Source organism: Campylobacter ornithocola, from assembly GCF_013201605.1.
Lineage (GTDB): Bacteria > Campylobacterota > Campylobacteria > Campylobacterales > Campylobacteraceae > Campylobacter_D > Campylobacter_D ornithocola.
On sequence record NZ_CP053848.1, the window covers coordinates 1,159,625 to 1,184,865 of the forward strand.

The 25,241-nt window shown below is 28.9% G+C and carries 27 protein-coding genes and 1 pseudogene; 17 read left to right on the plus strand and 11 right to left on the minus strand.

Going from position 1 to position 25,241, the window contains the following annotated elements:
• Genes CORN_RS06005 through lepA form a run of 6 tightly spaced genes read left to right on the plus strand, consistent with a single transcriptional unit; the run spans window position 1 to window position 7,956 of the window.
• A complete protein-coding gene (locus CORN_RS06005) occupies window positions 1-1,032 on the plus strand; it encodes a branched-chain amino acid ABC transporter permease (protein ID WP_066006942.1) in 1,032 nt (343 codons plus the stop codon).
• Window positions 1,029-1,799 carry an ABC transporter ATP-binding protein gene (locus tag CORN_RS06010; RefSeq protein WP_066006932.1) on the plus strand — a complete coding sequence of 257 codons (771 nt, stop codon included), beginning with the start codon at window positions 1,029-1,031 and terminating at the stop codon, window positions 1,797-1,799. Before CORN_RS06005 ends, CORN_RS06010 begins: the two co-directional genes overlap by 4 nt.
• On the plus strand, window positions 1,786-2,481 hold the full coding sequence (locus CORN_RS06015) for an ABC transporter ATP-binding protein (protein WP_066006930.1): 696 nt from the start codon (window positions 1,786-1,788) through the stop codon (window positions 2,479-2,481). The genes CORN_RS06010 and CORN_RS06015 overlap by 14 nt, the downstream gene beginning before the upstream one ends.
• Window positions 2,482-2,485: 4 nt before the next feature.
• Window positions 2,486-5,716: a c-type cytochrome biogenesis protein CcsB gene (ccsB, locus tag CORN_RS06020; RefSeq protein ID WP_066006941.1), complete on the plus strand. Its 3,231-nt coding sequence runs from the start codon at window positions 2,486-2,488 to the stop codon at window positions 5,714-5,716.
• A gap of 11 nt (window positions 5,717-5,727) precedes the next feature.
• Window positions 5,728-6,156: a hypothetical protein gene (locus CORN_RS06025; RefSeq protein WP_066006928.1), complete on the plus strand. Its 429-nt coding sequence runs from the start codon at window positions 5,728-5,730 to the stop codon at window positions 6,154-6,156.
• Between the two features lie 9 nt (window positions 6,157-6,165).
• Window positions 6,166-7,956, plus strand: coding sequence for a translation elongation factor 4 (gene lepA / locus CORN_RS06030; protein WP_066006926.1), 1,791 nt, complete (start codon window positions 6,166-6,168; stop codon window positions 7,954-7,956).
• Window positions 7,957-7,983: 27 nt separating this feature from the next.
• Here the strand turns inward: lepA and CORN_RS06035 are convergent, their stop codons facing one another.
• Window positions 7,984-8,604, minus strand: coding sequence for a hypothetical protein (locus CORN_RS06035; RefSeq protein WP_066006924.1), 621 nt, complete (start codon window positions 8,602-8,604; stop codon window positions 7,984-7,986).
• Window positions 8,605-8,880: 276 nt separating this feature from the next.
• On the opposite strand from CORN_RS06035, the gene CORN_RS06040 reads away from it, so the two are divergent.
• Window positions 8,881-10,215, plus strand: a complete 1,335-nt coding sequence (locus CORN_RS06040; protein ID WP_066006923.1) for an MATE family efflux transporter — start codon at window positions 8,881-8,883, stop codon at window positions 10,213-10,215.
• On the opposite strand, the gene CORN_RS06045 is transcribed toward CORN_RS06040, so the two are convergent.
• From CORN_RS06045 to thiD, 4 genes are read right to left on the minus strand one after another with little or no spacing between them, the layout of a single operon-like run.
• The gene (locus CORN_RS06045) at window positions 10,196-10,837 is read right to left on the minus strand and encodes a uroporphyrinogen-III synthase (RefSeq protein WP_066006922.1); all 642 of its coding nucleotides are present in this window, start codon (window positions 10,835-10,837) and stop codon (window positions 10,196-10,198) included. The two genes, CORN_RS06040 and CORN_RS06045, sit on opposite strands and share 20 nt — an antisense overlap.
• The gene (gene thiE / locus CORN_RS06050) at window positions 10,834-11,460 is read right to left on the minus strand and encodes a thiamine phosphate synthase (protein WP_066006921.1); all 627 of its coding nucleotides are present in this window, start codon (window positions 11,458-11,460) and stop codon (window positions 10,834-10,836) included. Before thiE ends, CORN_RS06045 begins: the two co-directional genes overlap by 4 nt.
• Window positions 11,447-12,229 carry a hydroxyethylthiazole kinase gene (thiM, locus tag CORN_RS06055; protein WP_066006920.1) on the minus strand — a complete coding sequence of 261 codons (783 nt, stop codon included), beginning with the start codon at window positions 12,227-12,229 and terminating at the stop codon, window positions 11,447-11,449. Before thiM ends, thiE begins: the two co-directional genes overlap by 14 nt.
• 2 nt (window positions 12,230-12,231) lie before the next feature.
• Window positions 12,232-13,041: a bifunctional hydroxymethylpyrimidine kinase/phosphomethylpyrimidine kinase gene (gene thiD / locus CORN_RS06060; RefSeq protein WP_066006940.1), complete on the minus strand. Its 810-nt coding sequence runs from the start codon at window positions 13,039-13,041 to the stop codon at window positions 12,232-12,234.
• A gap of 205 nt (window positions 13,042-13,246) precedes the next feature.
• Here thiD and CORN_RS06065 point away from each other — a divergent pair, with 205 nt between their 5' ends.
• The 3 genes and pseudogenes from CORN_RS06065 to CORN_RS08665 all read left to right on the plus strand — a co-directional run bounded on the left by CORN_RS06065 (window position 13,247) and on the right by CORN_RS08665 (window position 15,772).
• The gene (locus tag CORN_RS06065) at window positions 13,247-13,717 is read left to right on the plus strand and encodes a low molecular weight protein-tyrosine-phosphatase (RefSeq protein WP_066006918.1); all 471 of its coding nucleotides are present in this window, start codon (window positions 13,247-13,249) and stop codon (window positions 13,715-13,717) included.
• 333 nt (window positions 13,718-14,050) lie between these two features.
• Window positions 14,051-14,533: pseudogene (locus tag CORN_RS08660) on the plus strand (PDC sensor domain-containing protein); the annotation flags it as partial.
• Between the two features lie 798 nt (window positions 14,534-15,331).
• Window positions 15,332-15,772, plus strand: coding sequence for a methyl-accepting chemotaxis protein (locus tag CORN_RS08665; protein WP_410688686.1), 441 nt, complete (start codon window positions 15,332-15,334; stop codon window positions 15,770-15,772).
• A gap of 28 nt (window positions 15,773-15,800) precedes the next feature.
• On the opposite strand, the gene CORN_RS06075 is transcribed toward CORN_RS08665, so the two are convergent.
• The 3 genes from CORN_RS06075 to ribA are packed head-to-tail and all read right to left on the minus strand — an operon-like array spanning window position 15,801 to window position 17,307.
• On the minus strand, window positions 15,801-16,163 hold the full coding sequence (locus tag CORN_RS06075) for a hypothetical protein (RefSeq protein WP_066006832.1): 363 nt from the start codon (window positions 16,161-16,163) through the stop codon (window positions 15,801-15,803).
• Entirely contained in the window at window positions 16,157-16,750 is a 594-nt protein-coding gene (rsmG, locus tag CORN_RS06080; RefSeq protein ID WP_094750268.1) for a 16S rRNA (guanine(527)-N(7))-methyltransferase RsmG, read from the minus strand. Before rsmG ends, CORN_RS06075 begins: the two co-directional genes overlap by 7 nt.
• Entirely contained in the window at window positions 16,747-17,307 is a 561-nt protein-coding gene (ribA, locus tag CORN_RS06085; protein ID WP_066006830.1) for a GTP cyclohydrolase II, read from the minus strand. Before ribA ends, rsmG begins: the two co-directional genes overlap by 4 nt.
• Before the next feature lie 70 nt (window positions 17,308-17,377).
• On the opposite strand from ribA, the gene hemB reads away from it, so the two are divergent.
• The 4 genes from hemB to CORN_RS06105 are packed head-to-tail and all read left to right on the plus strand — an operon-like array spanning window position 17,378 to window position 21,461.
• The gene (gene hemB, locus CORN_RS06090) at window positions 17,378-18,361 is read left to right on the plus strand and encodes a porphobilinogen synthase (protein ID WP_066006826.1); all 984 of its coding nucleotides are present in this window, start codon (window positions 17,378-17,380) and stop codon (window positions 18,359-18,361) included.
• A 2-nt stretch (window positions 18,362-18,363) separates the two neighbouring features.
• The gene (locus CORN_RS06095; protein WP_066006825.1) at window positions 18,364-18,849 is read left to right on the plus strand and encodes a DUF2603 domain-containing protein; all 486 of its coding nucleotides are present in this window, start codon (window positions 18,364-18,366) and stop codon (window positions 18,847-18,849) included.
• A complete protein-coding gene (gene hemN / locus CORN_RS06100; protein WP_066006824.1) occupies window positions 18,836-20,191 on the plus strand; it encodes an oxygen-independent coproporphyrinogen III oxidase in 1,356 nt (451 codons plus the stop codon). Before CORN_RS06095 ends, hemN begins: the two co-directional genes overlap by 14 nt.
• 1 nt (window position 20,192) lies before the next feature.
• Entirely contained in the window at window positions 20,193-21,461 is a 1,269-nt protein-coding gene (locus tag CORN_RS06105; protein WP_066006823.1) for a (Fe-S)-binding protein, read from the plus strand.
• 6 nt (window positions 21,462-21,467) lie between these two features.
• Here CORN_RS06105 and CORN_RS06110 read toward each other — a convergent pair whose 3' ends face one another.
• From CORN_RS06110 to CORN_RS06120, 3 genes are read right to left on the minus strand one after another with little or no spacing between them, the layout of a single operon-like run.
• Window positions 21,468-21,677, minus strand: coding sequence for a hypothetical protein (locus CORN_RS06110; protein WP_066006821.1), 210 nt, complete (start codon window positions 21,675-21,677; stop codon window positions 21,468-21,470).
• A 38-nt stretch (window positions 21,678-21,715) separates the two neighbouring features.
• Entirely contained in the window at window positions 21,716-22,723 is a 1,008-nt protein-coding gene (locus CORN_RS06115) for an alanine racemase (protein ID WP_066006819.1), read from the minus strand.
• Entirely contained in the window at window positions 22,723-23,694 is a 972-nt protein-coding gene (locus CORN_RS06120) for a L,D-transpeptidase family protein (RefSeq protein ID WP_066006817.1), read from the minus strand. Before CORN_RS06120 ends, CORN_RS06115 begins: the two co-directional genes overlap by 1 nt.
• Before the next feature lie 120 nt (window positions 23,695-23,814).
• Here CORN_RS06120 and CORN_RS06125 point away from each other — a divergent pair, with 120 nt between their 5' ends.
• Genes CORN_RS06125 through CORN_RS06135 form a run of 3 tightly spaced genes read left to right on the plus strand, consistent with a single transcriptional unit; the run spans window position 23,815 to window position 25,241 of the window.
• Window positions 23,815-24,234 (plus strand): copper chaperone PCu(A)C, encoded by a 420-nt coding sequence (locus CORN_RS06125; RefSeq protein WP_066006812.1) that lies wholly within the window; start codon window positions 23,815-23,817, stop codon window positions 24,232-24,234.
• Entirely contained in the window at window positions 24,234-24,680 is a 447-nt protein-coding gene (locus CORN_RS06130) for a hypothetical protein (RefSeq protein WP_066006811.1), read from the plus strand. Before CORN_RS06125 ends, CORN_RS06130 begins: the two co-directional genes overlap by 1 nt.
• A gap of 3 nt (window positions 24,681-24,683) precedes the next feature.
• Window positions 24,684-25,241, plus strand: coding sequence for an SCO family protein (locus CORN_RS06135; protein ID WP_066006810.1), 558 nt, complete (start codon window positions 24,684-24,686; stop codon window positions 25,239-25,241).

Sequence of the window (25,241 nt, forward strand, 5' to 3'; positions counted from 1 at the left end):
ATGATTGCAAGAAAAATTACACATTTAAGTTTTTTCATAATAGCACTTGCTGTTCTTTTTATATCTCCTTATTTTTTCAATGATTATAAAATAGGAATTTTAAGCAATATCGCCATTTTTGTAATCTTAGCAGTAAGTTACAATCTTATCAATGGAGTTACAGGGCAATTTTCGTTAGAACCAAACGGTTTTGTAGCCATAGGAGCTTATGTAGCTGCTTTAGTTTTACTTACAAGTGAAAGTAAAATTGATCAGTTTTCTTTAGAAGATCCAAGCAATTTTATTTTAATGATTCATTCGCCAAGTTTTATTGTAGCTTTACTTTCTGCTGGTGTTTGTGCCATGCTTTTGTCTTTAGTTTTGGCTTTTGCCGTATTTAGAGTCAGAGGAGATTACCTAGCTATTGTAACTCTAGGTTTTGGTATTATTATCAAACTTATGGCAATTAATTTTGCTTCAATTACAAATGGATCTTTAGGTTTAAATGATATTCCAAAACATACAACTTTATACTGGAGTGGTGGGATTGCAATATTTTCTGTTATTATCATCCTAAATATTGTTAGTTCAAAGTTTGGTAGAGCGATGAAAGCTGTAAGAGATGATGAGGATGCAGCGTTGGCAATGGGCATTAATACTTTTAATATTAAAACTCTAGCTTTTAGCACTTCAGCATTTTTAGAAGGTGTTGGTGGAGGATTGCTAGCTTGTGCGTTGGCTTCAGTTTCACCTGAACAATTTGACTTTTTATTTACTTTTCAGCTTTTAATTATCATTGTTTTAGGTGGTTTAGGTTCAACTACCGGTGCTATTATAGGAGCTATTTTGGTAATAGGCGGAAGTGAATATTTGAGATTTTTAGATGAAAGCATGAATATCTTTGGCTATGAAACTCCAGCTATGCCTGGCCTTAGAATGGTTGTATTTTCCATTATATTGATTTTAGTGATGCTTTTTGCAAGAAGAGGAATAATGGGTGATAAAGAGTTGACAGATGTTTTATTTAAGTTTTCTAAAGGAAAGAAAAAATGATTTTAGAACTTAAAGAAATTCATAAAAATTTTGGTGGAGTTAGTGCTATTATAAATACTTCTTTTGCTATTAAAGAAAGTGAAATTTTTGGGCTTATAGGTCCAAATGGAGCAGGTAAAACAACTTTATTTAATATTATCACAGGAAACTATAAGCCAAGTAGCGGAGAAGTTTTTTTTCTAGAAAAAAAAATAGATCATCTAAAACCTCATAAAATAGTCCATCTAGGTATTGCAAGAACCTTTCAAAACATAAGACTTTTCTCAAGTATGAGTGTTTTAGAAAATGTTTTGATCGGTTTTGATAAAAGCATTAAGTATAGTGTTTTTGAAGCCTTTTTACATCTTGGAAGATTTTCCAAAGCAGAAAAAAATGCAAAAAAAGCAGCTTATGAAATTTTAGAACAACTTAATATTGCTCATTTAGCCAATGAAAAGGCTACCAGCTTAAGCTATGGACAACAAAGAAAAGTTGAAATAGCAAGAGCTTTAGCAACAAATCCTAAACTTTTATTGTTAGATGAACCTGCAGCAGGTATGAATTCTACAGAAAGTGATGATCTAGCTAGGTTAATTTTTGATATAAGAGACAATAAAAAAATCAGCGTTTTACTTATCGAGCATGATATGAAATTTGTAAATAAACTTTGCGATAGAGTTATGGTGCTTGATTATGGTAAAACAATTTTTGAAGGAAAACCTAATGATGCGGTACAAAATCCTGAAGTAATTAGTGCGTATTTGGGAGATTTTAATGCTAGTAGTTAAAGATTTGCATGTTTACTATGGCTTAATAGAAGCTGTCAAGGGTATAGATTTTACTATAAAAACAGGAAGTATAGTTAGCTTAATAGGCTCAAATGGTGCTGGTAAAACTTCAACGCTTAATGCAATGCTAAATTGCGTTAAAAAAACTGGAGAGGTAACCTTTTTGGGCTATGATACTCAAAGACACTTACCTCATACCTTAGTGCAAAAAGGCATTGCTTTAGTACCTGAAGGAAGAAGAGTTTTTATAAATCTTACTATAGAAGAAAATTTAAAAATTGGTGCTTTTAATAACGCAGAAAACTATGAACATTTAAAAAATCAAATGTATAAACTTTTCCCAAGATTAAAAGACAAAAAAAATGCGTTAGCAGGAACATTAAGTGGCGGGGAAGCTCAAATGCTAGCTATCTCAAGAGCACTAATGAGCGAACCCAAGCTTTTGATGTTAGATGAACCTTCTTTGGGGCTTGCTCCTAAAATAGTAGGAGAAGTTTTTGATATTATAGTAAAACTAAAAGAAGAAGGAATTACTATTTTGCTTGTTGAGCAAAATGCGTTTTCAGCTTTAAAAATAAGTGATTATGCTTATGTTTTGGAAAATGGCAAAATTGCTATGCATGCACCTGCAAAAGATCTTATCGGAAACGATGAGATTAGAAAAAAATATCTTGGAGCTTAAATATATGAAAAAACAACTTTTAGTTTTTGGTGATATAAAAATTTCTATTTTTTTATTTTTAGTTTTTGCCCTATTTTGTGCTCTAGCTACTTTTATAGAAAGTGCTTACAACACACCAACAGCATGGGCAATGATTTATGGCACATCTTGGTTTGGTTTTATACAGTTTATACTTGGAATCAACCTTTTAATAGCTCTTTTTAAGTATAAAATGTTTAATAAGAAAAAAATACCACTTTTAATTTTCCATATTTCATTTTTGTTTATCTTGTTAGGTTCAGCTATGACTAGATATATGGGATTTGAAGGAAATTTACACATTAGAGAAAATGAAAAAAACAACATTATTGAAACTTCAAAAAGTTACATATATATAGCTACTTTAAAAAATGATAAAGTATATAGTGCCTCAAAATCTGAATATATTTCAACTCTACCTTTTGTAAATAATTTTTCTTTTGATTTAATTTTACCTGATGAAAAAGCACAAATTGCTTATGAAAATTTAATTTTAGATGCAAAAGAAATTTATATTGATGATAATAATTCTGCTCCACTTTTGTCTTTAATGCTAACACAAAATAATGAATCTAAAGAATTACTTTTTCAGGCAGGAGATGCAGAAAATATTAATGGAGTTAATATAGCATTTTTAAATGACTCTGTACCAAGTCCTTACATAAAAATTGATAAAGATTTAAAACTTAGTGCTGATTTTGATTTAAAGTATATGTCAATGAGCGATGGAAAAGAAAATATTTTAAAAGCAAACCAAAAAGCACAAGCTAAAGATTTAAGATTGTACTCTTTTAATGATATTAATCTAGTAGTTAAATTTGCCTCCTTGCATGGCAAAAAAACTCTAAAAGGTATTAATCAAGCTCAAGATGAAAACTTTTTTACCTGGTTTAAAAATAGTTGGATGGAACTAGGCCGTAATGTTTTAATTTCTTTATTTGGAGAAGCAAAATACTGGAATAACTCTTTATTAAATAGCTTTAAAGATTTCGCACAAAGCACTAAATATATGCCAACTCAACTCTCAGAAAATGCCATCAATGCTTTAAAACTAAAATTAAGCTACAAAGGAGAATCTAAAGAGGTTTTTTTAGTAGAATACAACTCGCCTATCCGCATTGATGTAGCAGGTCAACCTTTCTTTTTAAGATGGGGTCCTAAAGGAATAGAAATGCCATTTGAAATGTACCTAAAAGACTTTGAACTAGAACGATATCCCGGCTCAATGTCACCTATGTCTTATGCAAGTTATGTAGAAATTGATAATGCTGATCAAAAATTTGAATATAAAATTTTTATGAATAATGTTTTAGATTATCAAGGCTATAGATTTTATCAAAGCTCTTACGATCAAGATGAATTAGGCACGATACTTTCAGTCAATAAAGATCCAGGCAAAATTCCAACCTACATAGGATATTTTTTACTTACACTAGGAATGTTTTTGAATATTTTAAATCCTCATTCAAGATTTAGAACTTTAGCTAAGCTAATTAATCAAGACACTCTTAAAAAAACAAGCGCTATTTTAACCTTTGTGCTGATATTTTTCATGGCTCAAAATAGCTACGCAAATGAACCTATCAAAGTCAATGAAACTCATGCTAAAGAACTTTCTTCTTTGGTTGTACAAAAACCTGATGGTAGAATGGTTCCTTTTAACACTTTAGCCATAGAAGTTTTGGAAAAAATATACAAAAGTACAACCTTTCAAGGCCAAAGTGCCGAAGCAACAATTATATCAATGATTTTTGATGGAAGTGCTTGGTATGATAAAGATATTATTTTTATGCCAAAAAGTCGCTTGATTAATGAAGAAATTTCTAAAATTTTAGGTATTGAACCTAAAGCTTATGCTAGCTTTAAAGACTTCTTTACTACAGATACTTATAAATTACAAAAATATGTAGAAAACGCTAATAGAAAAAATCCAAACCGTAGAAGTGTTTTTGATAAAGAAATCATCAAACTTGATGAAAGAGTAAATATCGTAAATTTAATTTTTTCAGGTGATATTTTTAGATTTATTCCTTTACAAAATAGCACTAATAATCAATGGATTGCACCACGCGAAGCTTATATAGGTTTAAAAGATGAAGAAGGTAAAGAAGTTAGAGGTATTTTAGAAAACTACTTCAATGCAGTTGCCAATTCCATTGCTCATAATAATTGGGACGAAGCAACTAAAAGTTTAAGTACCATTAAAAATTATCAAGAAAAATATGGTTATGAAATAATGCCAAACTCCAAAAAGATTAATACTGAAATATTTTTTAACAAAAGTCAAATTTTTGTAAATCTTGCACCACTTTACCTATGTGCTGGATTTTTACTTTTAATTATAGTTTTTGTAAAAATGTTAATGCCAAAAATTCGTATTGATTTTATCTTTAAATGTGTCTATGTGTTTAATATTGTGGCATTTTTCACTCATACACTAGGTCTGGCTTTGCGTTGGTATATAGCGGGTCGCGCACCATGGAGTAATGCTTACGAGAGTATGGTCTATATAGCTTGGGCTTTATCGCTATCTGGAATCTTCTTTTCTCGAAAAAGTCCTATTGCTCTTTCTTTAACTTCAATTTTAGCAGGAGTTACTTTAGGTGTAGCTCATCTTAGTCAGATGGATCCACAAATTACTAATTTAGTTCCTGTATTACAATCTTATTGGCTAACTATACATGTTTCGGTAATTACTGCTAGCTATGGATTTTTGGGCTTATGTACATTATTAGGGATATTTGTTTTAATTTTGTTATGTATGCTAAAAATTAATGGCAAACACAATGAGAACATTTTAAGAAATATCACAGAAGCCACAAGAATTAATGAAATGGCTATGATTTTAGGACTTTGCTTATTAACTGTTGGAAATTTTTTAGGTGCTATATGGGCAAATGAAAGCTGGGGTAGATATTGGAGTTGGGATTCTAAAGAAACTTGGGCTTTAATTAGTATATTAGTTTATGCAGCTATTTTACACATTAGAATGGTTCCAAAATGGGCGAATCAATATACTTTTGCAGTGTGTTCTATGTTTGCTTATTGGGTAATTATTATGACTTATTTTGGAGTAAACTACTTTTTAACCGGTATGCATTCTTACGCAGCAGGTGATTCGGTAAAAATTCCTGACTATGTATATTGGGGCTTTTTATTTATGGTCGCATTGAGTTTAGTAAGTTATTTCAAAAAACCTTATGCGAAAAAACTATAAGAAAGTAACAAATGAATAATTCTCTTTTTATATTTTTAATTGCTGCCTTAGTTGTAATTATCATACTTGGTATTCTTTTGGTTTTATTTTTTACACATAAAGAAAAAAATCCAAAAAATATTAATGCCAGTAAAATAAATGCGAATATTAGTAATATAGAAGATTTTATATCCAAAGCTAATACCGCAAAGAATTCACAAGAAATTCAAACTTTAATTTTGCAATTTCTAAACTCACAAAAATTTGGTTCAAATCCAAAAGATAGTGCCACTAAAAGAAAACTTGATTTTATTAGTGCTGTCTCAGCTAATGCTAATGCTACTCCTAAAAATATTTCTTTTTTAAATAATGAATTAAAAAAAAGATATAAAGCTTTAAAAAAAGAAATAGATGCTTATGAGCAAATTGGTTTAGCTAAAAGAAAAATGAGACAATCTTAAGGGTTTTGAATGAAAAATATTAGAAATTTCTCTATCATAGCTCATATTGATCATGGAAAAAGCACACTAGCTGATAGAATTATTAGTGAATGTGGAGCTATTAGCGATAGACAAATGAGTGCCCAAGTAATGGATACTATGGACATAGAAAAAGAACGCGGTATAACCATAAAAGCACAATCTGTACGTTTAAACTATAGTTTCAACAATGAAGAATATATATTAAATTTAATAGATACTCCAGGTCATGTTGATTTCTCCTATGAAGTAAGTCGCTCGTTAGCAAGTTGCGAAGGAGCTTTGCTTGTCGTTGATGCTTCTCAAGGAGTAGAAGCACAAACCATAGCTAATGTTTATATAGCCTTAGAAAATGATCTTGAAATCATACCAGTGATTAATAAAATTGATCTTCCTTCAGCTGATATAGAAAAAGTTAAACATGAAATAGAACATATTATAGGTATTGATTGTTCTAATGCAATTTGTGTTAGTGCAAAAACTGGTGTAGGTATAAAAGAACTTATAGAGACTATCATCACAAAAATTCCCGCACCAAAAACTGATGATGAAGCACCTACTAAAGCTTTAATTTATGATTCTTGGTTTGATAATTATCTTGGAGCTTTAGCCTTAGTTAGAATTTATGAGGGAAATATCACCAAAAATGATGAAGTTTTGGTTATGAGTACAGATAAAAAACACTTAGTGCAAGATCTTTTTTATCCTCATCCATTAAGTCCTATAAAAACTAAAAAATTAGAATCAGGTGAAGTAGGTGTTATCGTGCTTGGACTTAAAAATGTTGCCGATGTTCAAGTGGGCGATACCATAACATTAACAAAAAATAAAGCAAAAGAAGCTATCGGTGGTTTTGAAAAAGCCAAAGCTTTTGTTTTCGCAGGATTATATCCTATAGAAACAGATAAATTTGAAGACTTAAGAGATGCTTTAGATAAGCTAAAACTTAACGATAGTTCTATTACTTATGAGCCTGAGACATCATTAGCCTTAGGGTTTGGTTTTAGGGTTGGTTTTTTAGGTCTTTTACATATGGAAGTTATCAAAGAAAGGCTTGAACGTGAGTTTAATCTTGATTTAATAGCTACTGCACCAACTGTTACTTATGAAATTTATCAAACTGATGGAGAGATTTTAAAAATTCAAAATCCAAGCGAACTACCTCCGGTAAATAAAATTGATCACATAAAAGAGCCTTATGTAAAAGCTACCATCATAACTCCAAGCGAATATTTAGGAAATTTAATCACTCTTTTAAATCGTAAACGCGGTATGCAAGTTAAGATGGATTATATCACACCTGAACGTGTTTTGCTTGAGTATGATATACCTTTAAACGAAATCGTTATGGACTTTTATGATAAACTTAAATCACTCACCAAAGGCTATGCTAGCTTTGATTATGAACCTATTGAATTTAGAGTGGGTGATCTTGTAAAACTTGATATTAAAGTAGCCGGTGAAAATGTAGATGCACTAAGCATTATTGTGCCAAATGAAAAAGCACTAAGCAAAGGTAGAGAACTTGTAAAAGCAATGAAAGAAATCGTTCCAAGACAACTTTTTGAAGTTGCTATCCAAGCAAGTATAGGCAATAAAATTATTGCAAGAGAAAATGTAAAATCTATGGGTAAAAATGTAACTGCAAAATGCTATGGCGGGGATATCACTAGAAAAAGAAAGCTTCTTGAAAAACAAAAAGAAGGTAAAAAAAGAATGAAAGCCATTGGCAAAGTACATTTGCCTCAAGAAGCATTTTTAAGCGTTTTAAAAATAGACTAAATCCCTAGTCTACACTAGGGATATTAATCAAGCATTGATATCTAAAGAATTTCCACCCAATTCATTGATTTTTTGAGTTACTTTTTCAATAGCTTTATCAATTGTTTCATAGCTGATATCAGGAAGTTTGCCACCCCACATTTTTTCTGCTTGCGCAAATCCTGCTTTTAGACCTTCTAAACCCTTTTGAAGTTTTTCCATATCTTCACCAGCTCCGTTAATAACAAAATCAGCCAATCTTTGAGATGTTTTTGCTACACCAAAATACCCATCTTCCCCAATAAGCTCTTTTGCTTCATCAGCATTTAAACTAAGTATATCTTTGCCTTCATATCCTATAGCTTTAAAATCTACATTTGATAAAATAGCCGTTAAAGAATCCTTAGACTGAGCTCCTTGAAAAATCCCTGCTTGAGATAAACCATTGGATGAACTCATGCTAAATACTTGTTGCATGAAACTCATAGCATAAAGCCCAGTTATGCCTTTTCCACCTATACTGGCAAGCTTATTAAGCTTATCCTCATCAATATCTTTAGTACTATTAGCACTTTTGGTATTGGCATCTTCAAGTTTTGTATTCGAATCAGCCTTCCTATTGCTAATTTGTGACTCCGCTGCCACACGAGAATACGAATTTATTTGCATCCTTGCTCCTTTTTTTGTGGGTTTATAAAAATCGGATAAAACAAATTAAAATGAATATTAAGCCAAAAATAAAAACTTTTATAATATAATATTTGAATTATACTATATTATAGGATTTTTAAAATTTAGGTGACTTATGTTTTTCAAAGATTATTTTATTGAAATTTCAGATCCATATTTTAAAGATACTATAGAAGGTATTGAGTCTCTTTATTAGCTTTATTTTATTTATACAATCATAAACATATTATAAAATAAATACTAATAAGGAAAACTATGTCGTTACACAATTTTTATACTAATACAAATGCTACTATATTATTTTACAAATGTGCCCTACCTAATATGGCAAGTGCTGCATTTATATATCTTTATGTTATTATTGATGGAATTTTTGTTGGGAGATATCTAGGTACAAATGCACTTGCTGCTATGAATTTAGTAATGCCCTTTATTATGATAAGTTTTGCTTTAGCAGATATGATAGCTATAGGCTCATCAGTGCAAATAGCAATCAACTTGGGCAAAGGAAAAATCGAAAAAGCAAGAGCTATTTTTTCATTTTGTATTATTCTTATTTTTATCATCTCTTGTATAATGGGAGTATTGGGATTTTTTTTAGCAAAATCTTTAAGTGCTTTTATGGGAGCTGATGAAAATATACAAAATTTATCCACTGAATATATGCAAATTTTTGCTCTTTTTGCACCTTTTACCATGTTAGCTTTTGCTATGGATAATTATTTAAGAATATGCGGTAAAACCTTTTATAGTATGGTAGTTAATATCACAGTGGCTCTAAGCAATATCATTTTAGATTGGCTTTTTATAGTTGTTTTTGAATGGGGTTTGTTTTCAGCTGCTTTAGCAACTTGTTTAGGAATGTTTTTAGGTACTATTTTAAGCTTTGCACCTTTTGTTTTTAAGAATTTGATTTTAAAATTTAAAAAACCTATAATTAATTTAAAAATATTCAAAAATATCATCTATAATGGTTCTTCTGAATTTTTTTCAAACATATCAAGTTCTATTTATACCATACTAGCTAATGCTATATTATTAAAAATAGCAGGAAATCAAGCACTAGCGGCATTTTCTATTATACTTTATTTAAGCACCTTTGCTTTTGCTTTAATTTTATCAATGTGTGAAGCCATGCAACCTGCTATAAGTTATAATTATGGTTATAAAAATATACTAAGAATTCAAGTTATTTTCAAAAGAATGCTTATAGCATCTAGTGTATTCGGAATATCTGTCTTCTTACTTGTGTTTTTTTTCAATGAATTTATAGTTTCCTTTTTTAATAAAAATAATGAAGTGGATTTTACAAATCTAGCACGAAATGCACTTATATTATTTTCTTTTTCTTTTTTATTAAGTTGGCTTGGGAAACTTTGTGCATCTTTTTTCACCGCTTTAGATAAACCTATGATTTCTTTAGCTATATCTATCATACAAAGTTTAATATTACCTTTTATTTTTATACAAGTATTATCACATTATTTTGGTTTAAATGGAGTTTGGCTTGCTTCTTTTGCAAGCGAAGTTCTTATGGTTTTTATTGCTTCTTATTTATTATATAAAACTTTTAAAGATCTAAACTCTTAGCTAATTTCAAACAAGAATTTAGATCTTGCTCTTTACATATATATAAATTTTCAAAATTTTGAAGTTTTAAAGCTGTGCTTTGACCTATAACTACAACCTTATCATCTTTTTTTAAAGCAAAAAACTTCAAAAATTGCTCTATGTTTGAAGGTGCACTAAAGATAAAAACACTTGGGTGGTGTATTTTTAACTCATCTTTTTTTGGTTCTATAGCTATATTTTCATAAGCAATTAATTGCTTTAAAGAAACATTTTCTTTTAATAAATATTCATCAAGACCTGAGCTAATTTTCTTCGCTCTTAGATAAAGACATTTTTTATTTTTAAACTCAGATAAAAACTCACTAGCTAAACTTTTACCATAAGCTTTACTAGGATATTTGACATTTTTAAAACCAAGTTCTTTTGCAAAATCAGCACTTTTTTGACCAACAGCATAAAGTTTAATATCAAAATCAATCTTACTTTTACTTGACATTAATGCTTTTAATGCGTTTTTAGAACTAATAATCAAACAATCAAATTCTTTTAAATTAATCTCAAAGTTAAAATGTATAATTTTATTTAATCTTATGGTTTTAACACCATCAAATTCTTTATCTCCTATAAAATAAATCATTATTTTCTCACAAATACACTATCAAAATTTGTTCTTAAATTTAAAGTTGCCTTATAAGGATCGTTTGCTTGCATTATCGCTCTAACTACAGCTATACCTTGTATATTACACTCTTTCAATAAATTTAAATTAGTTTCATCTATCCCACCAATAGCCACAATAGGTAAAGAAGTTAATTTTGAAATTTCTTTTAAACCATCTATACCAAGCACAACACAATCTTGTTTACTAGGCGTAGCAAAAACAGCCCCTGCTCCAAGATAAGTAGCACCTTGAATATTTGCAAGCTCACTTTTATGATTAATCGTAAGCCCTATGATTTTATCTTCACCCAAAAGCTCTCTTGCTTTTTTTAAAGGCATATCCTTTTGACCTATATGCACCCCATTTGCATTAACAGCCATAGCTATATCAATTCTATCATTTACTACAAAAGGTGTATTGTATTTTTCACACAAAGCTTTAACTTTTAAAGCAAGATTATAAAATTCTAAAGTACTAAGATTTTTTTCTCTAAGCTGTAAAATGTCAACCTTAGCTTTCAAGGAAGCTTCCAAAATACTTAAAAACTCATTTTCGCTTTTTTCACCCTTGTTTGCAACAAGATAAATTTTAAATGATTTCATACTTGGCTCTTTTTTTAACTTCTTCATCATTTAAATTGCTCAAAGCATCAATTAAATTCACTCTAAAGCTAGCACTTCCACTAGAACTTTCTTGGGCAATCTCACTAGCTATACCAAAACTAAGCAAAGCACATAAACTAGCTTGAAATTTATCTTCTATTGCTCCTGCAAAAACTCCACATAAAGAAGCACACATACAACCTGCTCCGGTTATTTTAGTAGCCATGATAGAGCCATTATAAACTTTAGCAATCTGTTTTTGGCTTATAATATAATCAATTTTGCCTGTTATAGCTAATATACGCTTAGTTTTTTGAGTATACTTCCTAGCTTTTTCTAAAAACTCATCGTTGATTACAAAAGTACTATCAACTCCTCTTGCTTTACCATCTAAACCTATAACACTTGCTATTTCAGATGCATTTGCCTTAACAATACTAATACCTTTTAAATTAAGCAATTCAAAATTAATGCCATCTCTTGCTTTACTTACACCTAAAGCAACAGGATCAAAAACTATAGGTTTGTTTAATAAGGTATATTCTTTAATTGCTTTTAACATAGAATTAGCTACAAGCTGATTAATCGTACCTGTATTTAACACTAAAGCCGAGCTTATTTTAGCAAAATCAGTTTGTTCTTCGTAAAAATCAGCCATAGCAGCACTTGCTCCCATTGCTATAGTTACATTTGCACAATCATTAGCTGTAACATAATTAGTAATATGATGAATCAAAGGATTTTTTTCTCTTGCTATTTTGATGAACATTTTTACTCCTTATCAAGTTGAAAAAAATGATTTGTCGGACCACAACCCTTACCAAGTGCTAAAGAATTTAAAATAGCTTCATACACATAATCTTTGGCAAGTTTTATAGCTTCATACTTTTGTTTACCCAAAGCAAGATTGCTAGCTATAGCTGAACTTAATGTACAGCCTGTACCGTGCGTATTTTTTGTGTTGATTTTTTCTGCCTTAAAAATACTAAATTCCTTCCCATCATAAAAAATATCGTTAGTATTATCTTTACTATGCCCACCTTTAATCAAAACACTTTTTGCACCTTCTTCATAAAGTTTTATAGCAGCTTTTTTCATATCCACCTCGTTAAGTATTTTAAAATCACATAAAAACTCAGCTTCAGGTATATTTGGAGTAAGCACGTCAGCTAATGATAAAATTTCATCTTTAAAAAATTGACAATTCTCCAAAGACATCAATGCATAACCATTTTTAGCAAACATCACAGGATCTATGACTACATTTTTAGCTTTAAAGCGTAATAAATTTTCTTTTACACAAGTTATAATTTCTTTTGAACCTAGCATTCCAATTTTCACAGCAGCTGGTTCTATGTCTTCATAAACGGCTAATATTTGCTCATCTATTATTTTAGTTGGTATATCAAAACAAGAAATCACTCTTGTAGTGTTTTCAGCAACAACACTTAAAACTACACTCATACCAAATAAATTATGTGCACTAAAAGTTTTTAAGTCAGCTTGTATGCCAGCTCCGCCGCTACAATCGCTCCCAGCTATAGTTAAGATAGGAATTTTAGTTTTTGTTTTTGCTTGTATCATTTTTATCCTTTTTATAAAAAAGGAAAGTTTTTGCAAGAATTCAAAGTTTGCATTACCAAACTTCTCAAGGGTCGAAGTCTAACTTCCTCTCAGCAAAAGCTCCCCGCTAAAGAAAAATTATATCTTAGTTTTAATTAATCTTAAAAAATATTTTAAAATACTGCTATAATTTTGAAAAAACTACACAAATTTTGAGGAAAAAATGACTAAAATTATTTTTGTTTGCTTAGGAAATATTTGTCGCTCTCCTATGGCAGAATTTATTATGAAAGACCTTATATCAAAAGCAAATTTAAATAATAAATTTATTATTTCTAGCGCTGGAACTTCGGGTTACCATGATGGAGAGGATATGCACTATAAAACCAAGGCTTTATTAAGTAACAAAAATATCATTACAAAACCATTTTATAGTAAAAAATTAAATTTAAAAATGTGCAAAGAAAATGATCTTATTATTGTAATGGATAATAATAACTATAATGAAGTAGTAAAAAAATTTCCTAATTTTAAACATAAAATTCAAAAAATCACTTCTTATGCATTAGAGTTAGGATATGATGAAGTTCCTGATCCATGGTATAGTAATAATTTTAACGAGACCTATGATATACTTTCTCATGCATGTGTTAGCTTATTAAATACTTTTTATAAAAAATTATTATTTAAATAATATTTTATATATGTTGCTTTTTTAGTAGTATAATCTCATACATAAAAAATTTCTACAAAATACAAGGAGTTCTCAATGAAAAGTATTAAATTAAAAATTTCATTAATTGCAAATATTATAGCTATTATATGTCTTATAATACTTGGTATTATAAGTTTTGTTTTTACAAAAAAAGCCTTGAATTATGAAGTGGTCAAAGCAGAAACCAATTACGTAAAAACAGCAGAAAAATCAATGAGAGATTTTAAAAATCTCAACTCGCACGCTCTTGAAAAACTATCTCAAGCTATCATGAAACTTCCTTATAGCGAGCTTAATACCCAAGAAAAACTTATGGAAAACACAGGTAGTCTACTTAAAACTGTTAGAGATATGAATAGTTATCTAGCGGTTTATATAGCTCAACCAAATGGGGAATTAATAGTAAGTGATCCAGATAGCGATAGCAAAGGATTAGATTATGGAATTTATGGAAAAGCAGATAATTATGATGCGACAACAAGAGAGTTTTTTATAGAAGCTAAAAAGAAAAATGGCTTGTATATCACCGCCGCTTATATTGACACAACAACAGGCTTACCATGTTTTACTTATTCTATACCTTTAATTAAAGATGGTAAATTTATAGGAATTTTAGCTATTGATGTTTTGGTAAAAGATTTACAAACTGAATTTAATGAGCTTCCTGGAAGAACTTTTGTATTTGACCAAGCTTATACGGTATTTGCTTCTACAGACAAATCATTATTAAATGTAGAAAAAAATCCTGATATTATTGCGGTAGCAAAAGCTTATGAAAAATCTGGAAATTATAATATTTTTAACTACACCACACAAAATGGACAAGATAAGTTTGGTATTTGTGCTAAAGTAGATAACTATACTACATGTGCGGGTGAGAACATCGAAGTTATTGAAGCACCTGCTTTAAAAATAGCTTATATTCAAACCGCTATAGTTATTTTTACAAGTATTGCTAGTATTATTTTACTTTATTTTATCATTTCCTACTATCTATCTCCACTTCAAACCATCCAAAGTGGTCTTAACTCTTTCTTTGACTTTATCAATCATAAAACAAAAGATTCAGCTATGATAGATGTTAAAAGCAATGATGAGCTTGGTGCTATAGCTAAAGCCATCAATGAAAACATCACTAAAACTAAAAATGCTTTAGAACAAGATGCTAAAGCAGTAGAACAATCAGTTGAAACAGCTAAAGAAATAGAAAGTGGTAATCTAACAGCAAGAATTACTGCAATTCCTGCTAATCCTCAATTAATAGAATTAAAAAATGTATTAAATGAAATGCTTAATGTATTAGAACAAAAAGTAGGTTCTAATATGAGTGAAATCAATAGAGTATTTGATAGCTATAAAGCATTGGACTTTACTACTGAAGTTAAAAATGCTAAAGGTGGAGTTGAAGTAACTACTAATGTATTAGGTAAAGAAATAGTAGCTATGTTAAGACAATCATCTGAATTTGCTTCTTTACTTGCTACTGAAAGTGGAAAATTACAAAGTGCTGTTAAAAACTTAACAGATTCATCATCTTCTCAAGCTTCTTCTTTAGAAGAAACAGCAGCAGCATTAGAAGAGATTACTTCTTCTATGCAAAATGTATCTCATAAAACTAGTGAAGTAATTGCTCAAAGTGAAGAGATTAAAAATGTTACTTCTATTATAGGAGATATTGCTGATCAAATTAACTTGCTTGCATTAAATGCTGCTATTGAAGCAGCACGTGCAGGTGAACATGGACGTGGCTTTGCTGTTGTTGCTGATGAAGTTAGAAATCTAGCAGAAAGAACTCAAAAGTCTTTAGGTGAGATTGAAGCAAATACTAATATCTTAGTTCAATCTATTAATGAAATGGGTGAAAGTATCAAAGAACAAACTACAGGTATTACTCAAATTAATGATGCTGTAGCTCAAATTGATCATGTAACTCAAGAGAATTTAAAAATAGCTAATGATAGTGCAGCTATATCTGATAATGTAAATAAAATAGCTAATGATATCTTAGAAGATGCTAGGAAGAAGAAGTTTTAATAAGTTAAACCCTTTTTAGGGTTTAACTTTAACTAATATAAGATTTTAAACATACTCCATCTACGCTTAATTCATATGCTTTTTTTAGATTATTTTCTAAACTATCCAATAAAAATAAAATTTTAGAGTCAAACATATAAAATTCGGCCATCTTTGAAGCAATTTTTGCCAAACTCCTATCTTCTATTAAAATATACTTTGCTCCTAATGCATTTGAAAGTAAAATTTCTTCTTCATTTTTTGCAAAAATAGCAAAATCACATTTTTTTTCTTGTGCTTTCTTGATTATGCTTTCATTATACAAAAAACAATTTACATTAGCTTGAATAAAATCATCTTCAATGTGACTAAATTTTTGCATATTTATCAAAGGATGTCCGAAAATTAACATAATTTTTCCTTCATTTTTAAAAGACAATAATTTCTAAAACCTTGATTGAAAATCTGATAATCTTTCAAGTCTTCTAATTCTTTATAAATCTCACTACCTTTATAAAGCAAAAATAATGTTTTATCATCATAAAAACCACTTGAAATTTTTACCAAAGGTTTTACATCCATCAAAGCTCTTGATGTAATTAAATCCACTTTAAAAGATGGATAGTTTTCTATTTTTTCTTTTATAATATTTACATTTTTTAAATCAAGTTCAGTTTTTATCACTCTCAAAAAAGATGCTCTTTTAACACTAGGCTCAAAAAGAAAAAATTCACTCTCTTGCAAAATACAAGCTAAGAATATTGCAGGAAAACCAGCACCACTTCCAATATCAATGATTCTTTGCTTATCATTCAAGTCATAAAAGTCTAAAATTTTAATACTATCAATAATATTTTCATCTATATTATTAAAATGTGTTAGATTATGTACAGCATTAAATTTTTTCAATAAATCTTTATAGAGTGTAATTTTTTTGAAAAAATCATCTTTATTTACAAATGCTTGCAAAAAAGTTAGCTTGTCTTCATATTTTTTCAATTTAAATGCCCCATTTGTGTATGTTTGATTTCTAAATAATCTCTATTGAAACGATTTGCTTCTACTAAAATAGGAATTCTTAAATTTACCTTTTCCTTAAGTGAGCTAAGTTTTTCAGGATTATTAGTCAAAAGATTAATTTTAGAAATTTCATAATACTTAAGTATAAAATCTACTATTTCATAACTACGCTCATCAGCCTTAAAACCTAATTGATGATTTGCTTCTATAGTATTAAAACCCTTATCCTGTAAGGCATAAGCATTAATTTTATTAAAAAGTCCTATGCCTCTTCCTTCTTGTCTTAGATAAATCACCATTCCACCATGCTCTTGAATATATTTCAAAGAAAATTCAAGCTGTTCTCCACAATCACACTTTAAACTTCCTAAAACATCACCCGTTAAACACTCTGAATGAATTCTAACATTTACTTCTTTATCTAATTTACCTTTAAAAATACAAAGATGCTCTTTATCATTTTCTTTAAAACTTTGTATATTAAATTCACCAAAACAAGTAGGAAGTTTTGCTATTTCAGAAATTTGAATAGTCATTATTTTACTTTACCTTTTTATAAAAAATATGCTAAAATTTAAAGAATTTTAACAAACAAAAAGGAAATTTATGTTTAAACGCTTTAGAAGATTGAGACTTAATGAAAATATTAGAAGCTTAGTAAGAGAAAATACCTTAAATTTAGATGATTTAATCTATCCACTTTTTGTTGTAAATGGCACTAATATCAAAAATGAAATTGCATCTATGCCAGGTGTGTTTCAAATGAGCTTGGATGAAATTTTAAAAGAGTGTGAGGAATTGATTAATCTTGGCATTAAGGCAATTATTTTATTTGGTGTATTAGAAGGTTCTAAAAAAGATAGTTGCGGTAGTGATGCTTTAAGTAATGATGGTTTAATTGCCAAAAGTCTAAGAGCTATAAAAGCAAAATTTCCTAATTTAGTAGTAATTACAGATCTTTGTTTTTGCGAATACACAGATCACGGACATTGTGGTATTATTGATCCTAAAAGTAAAAGTGTAGATAATGATTTAACTTTAGAAATTTCAGCCAAACAAGCCTTAATCCATGCAAAAAATGGTGCAGATATGATAGCGCCAAGTGGTATGATGGATGGAATTATTGAAACCTTAAGAAAAACTTTAGATAAAAATGGTTTTGAAAATTTACCTATTATGGCTTATTCAACTAAATTTGCTTCAGCTTATTATGGTCCTTTTAGAGATGTAGCTGATTCTGCTCCAAGCTATGGAGATAGAAAAACCTATCAAATGGATTTTGCCAATGGTAAAGAAGCTTTGTGTGAAAGTTTAGAAGATGAAAAACAAGGTGCTGATATTTTAATGGTTAAACCAGCACTTGCATATTTAGATGTAGTAAAAGAAATAGCAAATCACTCCAAACTTCCACTTTGTATTTATAATGTAAGTGGTGAATATGCTTTGTTGAAAGCTGGACAAAAAGCAGGTGTTATTGACTATGAAAAAATAATGCTTGAAACAATGTATGCTTTCAAAAGAGCCGGAGCAAAACTTATTATTACCTATCATGCAAAAGAAGTCGCTAAATTATTAAAAAACAAGGAGTGATTGTGGGTAATTTAAGTAAAAAAAGTTCTCAAGATATTATAGATGAATTATCAAATCATTTAGGTATAGAAAAACATAACCAAACTATATTTCATCTTACTCATATAAATGAAAAAGAAAAAAAATTAAGTCTGAAAAATGGTCATGAGTTAGCACCTGAACCATGGTTTATAATAGATGAAAATGATGAAGTTAAAACTATGTTTTCCGTAAAAACATTAATCGAGTTTTTACAAAACGCCAAAGAGATGCAAAAAGATAATTTTGAACTTAAGTTAGAAAAAGCTATTTATCAACAAATTCCTATTGATTTTAACGATGTATGGATTGTTGCTATGGATGAAATAAGACATCAAGTAGCTAAGGGTATTAAAGAAGTTAATATTGACCTAGATCAATTAATTAGTAATATCCATACCAAACATCCTAATTTATTTATAGATATAAAAGAAATGATGCAAAAGGTAAAACCAAATGAAAGACTATAAAAGTTTTATTAAATACTCCAAAGCAGGACCAAGATATACTTCTTATCCCACTGCAGTAGAGTTTAATACTCATTTTAAATATGAAGATTATATAGAGATTTTAAAACAACAAAAAGCTCAACTATCTTTATATTTTCACTTGCCTTTTTGCAGAAGTGCTTGTTATTTTTGTGGCTGCAACGTAATATATACCGCAAAAGAAGAAAGCAAAGAAAAGTATTTAAATTATCTTTTTAAAGAACTTGATATTTTAGCAAATATTATCAATACTCAAAGAGAAGTAGCTCAAATGCACTTTGGTGGTGGTACACCTACTTTCTTTTCTGCCAAGCAATTGCAAAGTTTAATTTTAAAAATCAAAAGTGTTTTTCCCAATTTTACCCAAAATAGCGAAGTAAGCTGTGAAATTGATCCTAGATTTTTAAACGAAGAACAAGCAGATGTTTTAATTCAAAACGGTTTCAACCGCATTAGTTTTGGTGTACAAGATTTTGATGAAAAGGTGCAAAAAGAAATTCATAGAATTCAACCTTTTGAGCTAACCAAAAATGCAGTAGATATGGTAAGAAAAAAAGGCATTAACTCAGTAAATATGGACTTAATCTATGGTCTTCCTTATCAAAGCTTAGAAAGCTTTAAGCAAACTCTAGAAAAAGCATTGCTAATCAATCCTGATCGCTTTGCCATTTTTAATTATGCTCATGTGCCTTGGCTTAAAAAGAATATGAGAAAATTTGATGAAAGCACTCTACCAAGTCCCGATATAAAGCTTCAAATTTTAGAATATTGTGAAAAATTTTTAACTCAAAATGGCTACAAAATGATAGGAATGGATCATTTTGCAAAACCACAAGATGAGCTTTTTAAAGCTTTAGAAAATGGTAGTTTACATAGAAATTTCCAAGGCTACACCACTAAAGGTGGAACCGATTTAATTGGTATTGGTCTAACAAGTATAGGTGAAGGACAAAGACATTATATGCAAAATTTCAAAGATATGCCAAACTATGAAAAAGCTATTGATGAGGGTAAATTGCCTTGTGAAAAAGGCATTATGCTTGATGATGATGATGAGCTAAGAAAATCTGTCATTATGGAACTTATGAGCAATTTTGCTCTTAATATAAAAAATGTAGAAAGTAAATTTAAGATTGATTTTTTTGAGTATTTTAGGCAAGATTTAAAAGAACTTGAAGAACTTAACGAATTTATCACTATAGATAAAAATCATATTAAAGTTAATGAAACAGGGATACTTTTAATACGCAATATTGCTATGTGTTTTGATAAATATCTAAAACGTATTAGTGAAGAAAAAAAAGTATTTTCTAAAACGGTTTGATATGTTAAACATTAATGAAATCTCTAATGCTTGCGTAAAATGTGGAAAGTGTATACCAGTTTGTACTATACACGAAATAAACCGCGATGAGAGCACTTCTCCTCGTGGTTTTTTAGATCTTATTGATGCTTATGAAAATCAAGAGCTAAAACTTGATAAAAATCTTAAAAAAACTTTTGAATCATGTTTTTTATGTACAAATTGCGTAGAAGTCTGTCCAAGTCATTTAAGAGTTGATAGTGCTATTGAAAAAGTACGTTATGATATAGCTAAAAAATTTGGCATAGCATGGTATAAAAAACTAGCCTTCTTTTTTTTAAGACATAGGAAAATTTTGGATATTTTGGCTAGATTAGGTTACGTTTTCCAAAGTTGTGCTTTTAATATACAATATAAAAATTTAGGAATGAAAACTAGATTTAATCTGCCTTTAATCAAAAAAGATCGTTTACTTCCTTCTTTGGCTAAAAAAAATTTTTTAGCTTCTAATCCTGATTTTATAGATAATCAAGGAGAAAAAACCATAGGGCTTTTTATAGGATGCTTATCAAATTATTCTTACATTAATACAGGTTTTGCATTACTTGAAATTTGCAAACATCTTAAAATCAATGTAGATTTATTAAAAGATCAATCTTGTTGTGGTGCTCCGCATTATTTTACTGGAGATTTTAAAAGTGTAGAAAGTTTAGCTAAAAAAAACATCGTTTATTTTGAAAAAAAATTAAAAACACTAGATTATATCGTTATTCCTGAAGCAACCTGTTCTGCAATGATAAATATAGACTACGAGCATTTTTTTCATATGCAAAAAGATGAAGAATGGGCTGCAAGAGCCAAAAACATCTCTAATAAAATATTACTTGCAACAAAATATTTTTATGAACATACCAACCTAGAAGAACTTTTAAAAACAAAGAAAAAACTAAATACAAAAATTACCTATCATGATCCTTGTCATGCAAAAAAAATGCAAGGAGTTTCTAAGGAACCTAGAGCCTTACTAAAACAAAACTATGTTTTTAAAGAACTTAGTCATTCGAATGAATGTTGCGGTTTTGGTGGAGTGAGTATGCAAACTGATCACTATGAAAAAGCCTTGCAAGTTGGTATAAAAAAAGCTCAAAATATACAAAAAAGCAAAGTAGAAATTATCAGTGCAGAATGCTCAGCTTGCAGAATGCAAATTTCAAATGCGCTAGAACATGAAAAAGTTTCTACGCAGTTTTTACATCCTTTAGAGTTGATAGCAAAACTACTTCAAGATTAATAAAAATTAATCTTGATTTTTTATATCTTCAATATTTGATCTATTTTTTTCTATCAAAATTCTATTTTGCTCTATATTTTCACTATTTTTTTTGCATTCATTTTTTAAGATTTCTATATTTTTATATAAAATCTTCATTTTTCTTTCATAGCGATTGATTAGCAAAAACACTATAAATAAAAATAAAATCAAAATAGCCCAATTTAAAAATGCCATATTTTTACCTTTCACTGAATATATTAGTATTTTTTATCTTAAACTACAATTCTTTTTAAATTTGGAGAAAGTTTCACTAAAATTTCATAACTAATTGTATTAAAAAATTCAGCCATAACATTTGCATCATCTATAACGCAAATTGTCTCACCGTTATTTTCACAAGAAAAACTATCCATAGACATCTTTCCTAATATTTTTTTACCACTAGGAAGATAAAAATCACCCTTCCCATCATAACGCAAAAGTCCATCTGCATAACCTAAATCATAAGTTGCTATTTCGATATCTTCTTTAGCATTATATACACCACCATAACCAACACATTGACCTTTTTTTAATATTCTTTGACTTAATCTTTCAGCCCATAAACTCAAAACCCTATGTAAATCTTTACTAAAATATGCATAACCAAATTGTACCAATCCTACTCTGCAATACTCATCATCTTCTAATGTATTCGCTCGAAATAGAGCTTCAGAATTATGTGAATGAAATATTAAGTTTTTAGCATCTTCTTGCAATAGATTATAAATTAACTCTTTAGCATATTGAAATTTTTGTTTTTGTACAAAATAACTTGCATCCATTTCATCACTTCCCGCAAAATGCATCATCACACCATGAAGTTGCAAGTTGTGATTTCTAAGCTCATACAAAATTTCTTGAATTTCTTCAGGTAAAATTCCATTTCTATGCATATTTGTATCTATAACAAGATGAATTTTAGTATTTTTTTTAATTTTTTTTATATCATTTTTTTCATTTAAAGCATAAATAAATTTTTCATTTTCTCCACCGTGTGGATGATGAGATAAAATCAAGATATTATCAAAAATATCTTCAAGCTCTTTTGCCTCAGCTTCATTTTTTACTGCAACAAAATTTATACCCTTTGCTTTTGCTATAGGAGCTAAAAGCTTAGCTCCGTGTCCATAAGCATTATCCTTAAAAACACATATTACTCTTTGATAACCTCCTGCTTTGGAAGCTATGAGATCAAGGTTATATTCATAAGCTAAGCGGTCAATTTTTATATAAGCCATTACTGTTCAGCTAAAATTTGCATTTTATCATCAACAAGCTTAACATAAAGAACTTTTTCTCCTTTGAATTTATAATTAGTACTACGATAATCTTCATAAAATCCTATTCTAAAAATCTTTTCATCTTTTTTATTCGGATAAGGACTTATACTAAAATCAGAAAATTTAATTTTCTTTTCTTCTCTTTTTGCAAAAATTCTTTCTTTATTCTTTGCAAATTGCTCATAAGTAAATTTATTTTGATGTTTAAATATTTTTTTATCATAAAACGATAAATACTTATTAATATCACTTTTTTGCCAACTATCTTTCCAAGCATATAAATTTGCTAACAAAATAGCCACTTCATTTACATTGGTTGTTATTTTACTTTTTTCTTCAGTCATTGCATAAGCTTTTCTATCTGCTATTAAATTATTAAATTCATCAAGTAAATTATTGTGTATAGCAATGCAACCTCTAGTTCTATAAGTATCCGTACGGGTTCCATCTAAAGGATAACCATGAATCCAAATTCCACCACCCGTTTTTCCTAAAGTTTTATCAAGTATATTTGGATAAGTCGTTGCAAAAGCAAATGGGCCATAATAAGGATCACCAGGATAAAATTTCTTACCAAGTTCATAAAATCCTATAGGAGTTTTTAAATCTCCCTCTACTTCTTTATCTCCCGCTAAACCAGTTAAAACTTCTTTTTGAATAAATTTCTTTTCTACTTTACCATTGTTATAATGATAAACTCTAATGATTTTATCACTTTTATTGGTTAAAACAATAGCGACATTTTCTTCATAATAACCAAAACTGACATTTTTATCTTTTATTTCATCAAGCCAAAAATCTTTTTTACTTAATTCTTGATTCAACACTTTCTCTACCGCGCTAATACCTTCATTTAAATAAATTTTTGCAAGATCACTTGCATTTGCAAATATAGCCAAACTAAATAATGCCAATATAATTTTAAACAATTTTTACCTTTCTACTTAAAAAATTAAAACAACAAAGAGCTAATTATAATATTTTTACAATAAATATATTTTTAATTTTTTCCGTGTATAATGTTTATAATTAATTAAAAAAGGAAAATAATGAAAAAACTACTTAATTTAGCTCTTTTAAGTACTTTTGCTTTAGCTAATAATATTACTGTAAATAATCCCTATGTAAGACAAACTCCGCCGAATTCTAAAACCACAGCCTTTTTCTTAGAGCTCAAAAACAATTCTAATCAAGACATAAAACTAATAAAAGCCCAAAGCTCACTAAGTGATACAGCTGAAATTCATGATCATATTGTAGAAAATGGTAAAAAAATGATGGTGCAAATCCCTCAAATCATCATAAAGGCTAAATCAAGCACTGAACTTAAACCAGGTGGTAAGCATATTATGGTATTAAATCTTAAAGAAAATATCACACCACAAACCAAAGCTAATTTAACGCTTTATTTTGATGATAATAGCACAATTGAATTAAAAGATATCGAGTCAAGAAGTATTAAAAAATAATGAGAAATCTACTTGTCTTTGCCTTGGCCATAGTTTTTGCCATATGTGGGGCTTATTTTTATACAAATTCATCAAACAACGAAAAAAAAAGAGAATTAATCACTACTTTAACACCCTTAGCATGTGATTTAAATATCCAAGAATGCGAATATATTTTTAAAAATAAAAAAGTCTTAGTAAATTTGAATCCAAAGCCCATAATCACTCTAAATGAGCTTGATTTAAATATTACTAATTTAGGTGATTTTAAAAAATTAAACGCTAGAGTTTATGGGCTTAATATGTATATGGGAGACATTGTTCCACAATTTAAAAAAATCAACAACACCTACCATGCTAAATTAGTTTTAAGTTCTTGCACATTAGATACAATGCGTTTTAGAATAGAGCTTTTTGATGATGAAACTCCACTAGATTTTTATTTTGACTTTGATGTAAAAAGGTAAAATATGAAAAAAATAAATATTTTTTTATTAATTGTGGTAATTTTTGGGGTATTTTTTATATCAGTGCAATATTTTGAAAATAACAAATACAATTTTCACTTAAATTCTGAAAAAGGCACGCTTAGTTTAAAAGATTTTATCGGTAAAAAATTAATTGTATATTTTGGCTATACATATTGTCCTGATGTTTGTCCTAGTGAACTTGCATTAATTGCTAATGTTTTAGAAAAAATGCCAAATAAAGAAAAAGCTCATGTGGTATTTATTTCATTAGATCCAGCAAGAGATAACAACTTAACTCAAACTAGTCAATGGGTAAAATATTTTTATCCAGATTCTACAGCCTTGGTTGCTAAAGATGAAAAAGAATTAGAAAAAGTTACTAAAAATTATGGTGTAGTATATGAAAAAATCAATCTTAAAGATTCTGCTATGGGATATTCTATAGCACATAGTGGCGAATTTTATTTGATCGATGAAAATGGAAAATTTATTAAAACCATAAAAGATATTAGTTATGAAAACTTTTTCAATGAAATAAAAAAATTCTTAAACGAATAA

Coding starts and splice junctions, on each gene's coding strand:
- CORN_RS06005 (WP_066006942.1), top strand. CDS start 1: ATGATTGCAAGAAAAATTACACATTTAAGTTTTTTCATAATAGCACTT.
- CORN_RS06010 (WP_066006932.1), top strand. CDS start 1,029: ATGATTTTAGAACTTAAAGAAATTCATAAAAATTTTGGTGGAGTTAGT.
- CORN_RS06015 (WP_066006930.1), top strand. CDS start 1,786: ATGCTAGTAGTTAAAGATTTGCATGTTTACTATGGCTTAATAGAAGCT.
- ccsB (WP_066006941.1), top strand. CDS start 2,486: ATGAAAAAACAACTTTTAGTTTTTGGTGATATAAAAATTTCTATTTTT.
- CORN_RS06025 (WP_066006928.1), top strand. CDS start 5,728: ATGAATAATTCTCTTTTTATATTTTTAATTGCTGCCTTAGTTGTAATT.
- lepA (WP_066006926.1), top strand. CDS start 6,166: ATGAAAAATATTAGAAATTTCTCTATCATAGCTCATATTGATCATGGA.
- CORN_RS06035 (WP_066006924.1), bottom strand. CDS start 8,604: ATGCAAATAAATTCGTATTCTCGTGTGGCAGCGGAGTCACAAATTAGC.
- CORN_RS06040 (WP_066006923.1), top strand. CDS start 8,881: ATGTCGTTACACAATTTTTATACTAATACAAATGCTACTATATTATTT.
- thiE (WP_066006921.1), bottom strand. CDS start 11,460: ATGAAATCATTTAAAATTTATCTTGTTGCAAACAAGGGTGAAAAAAGC.
- thiM (WP_066006920.1), bottom strand. CDS start 12,229: ATGTTCATCAAAATAGCAAGAGAAAAAAATCCTTTGATTCATCATATT.
- CORN_RS06065 (WP_066006918.1), top strand. CDS start 13,247: ATGACTAAAATTATTTTTGTTTGCTTAGGAAATATTTGTCGCTCTCCT.
- CORN_RS08665 (WP_410688686.1), top strand. CDS start 15,332: ATGCAAAATGTATCTCATAAAACTAGTGAAGTAATTGCTCAAAGTGAA.
- CORN_RS06075 (WP_066006832.1), bottom strand. CDS start 16,163: ATGTTAATTTTCGGACATCCTTTGATAAATATGCAAAAATTTAGTCAC.
- ribA (WP_066006830.1), bottom strand. CDS start 17,307: ATGACTATTCAAATTTCTGAAATAGCAAAACTTCCTACTTGTTTTGGT.
- hemB (WP_066006826.1), top strand. CDS start 17,378: ATGTTTAAACGCTTTAGAAGATTGAGACTTAATGAAAATATTAGAAGC.
- hemN (WP_066006824.1), top strand. CDS start 18,836: ATGAAAGACTATAAAAGTTTTATTAAATACTCCAAAGCAGGACCAAGA.
- CORN_RS06105 (WP_066006823.1), top strand. CDS start 20,193: ATGTTAAACATTAATGAAATCTCTAATGCTTGCGTAAAATGTGGAAAG.
- CORN_RS06110 (WP_066006821.1), bottom strand. CDS start 21,677: ATGGCATTTTTAAATTGGGCTATTTTGATTTTATTTTTATTTATAGTG.
- CORN_RS06115 (WP_066006819.1), bottom strand. CDS start 22,723: ATGGCTTATATAAAAATTGACCGCTTAGCTTATGAATATAACCTTGAT.
- CORN_RS06125 (WP_066006812.1), top strand. CDS start 23,815: ATGAAAAAACTACTTAATTTAGCTCTTTTAAGTACTTTTGCTTTAGCT.
- CORN_RS06130 (WP_066006811.1), top strand. CDS start 24,234: ATGAGAAATCTACTTGTCTTTGCCTTGGCCATAGTTTTTGCCATATGT.
- CORN_RS06135 (WP_066006810.1), top strand. CDS start 24,684: ATGAAAAAAATAAATATTTTTTTATTAATTGTGGTAATTTTTGGGGTA.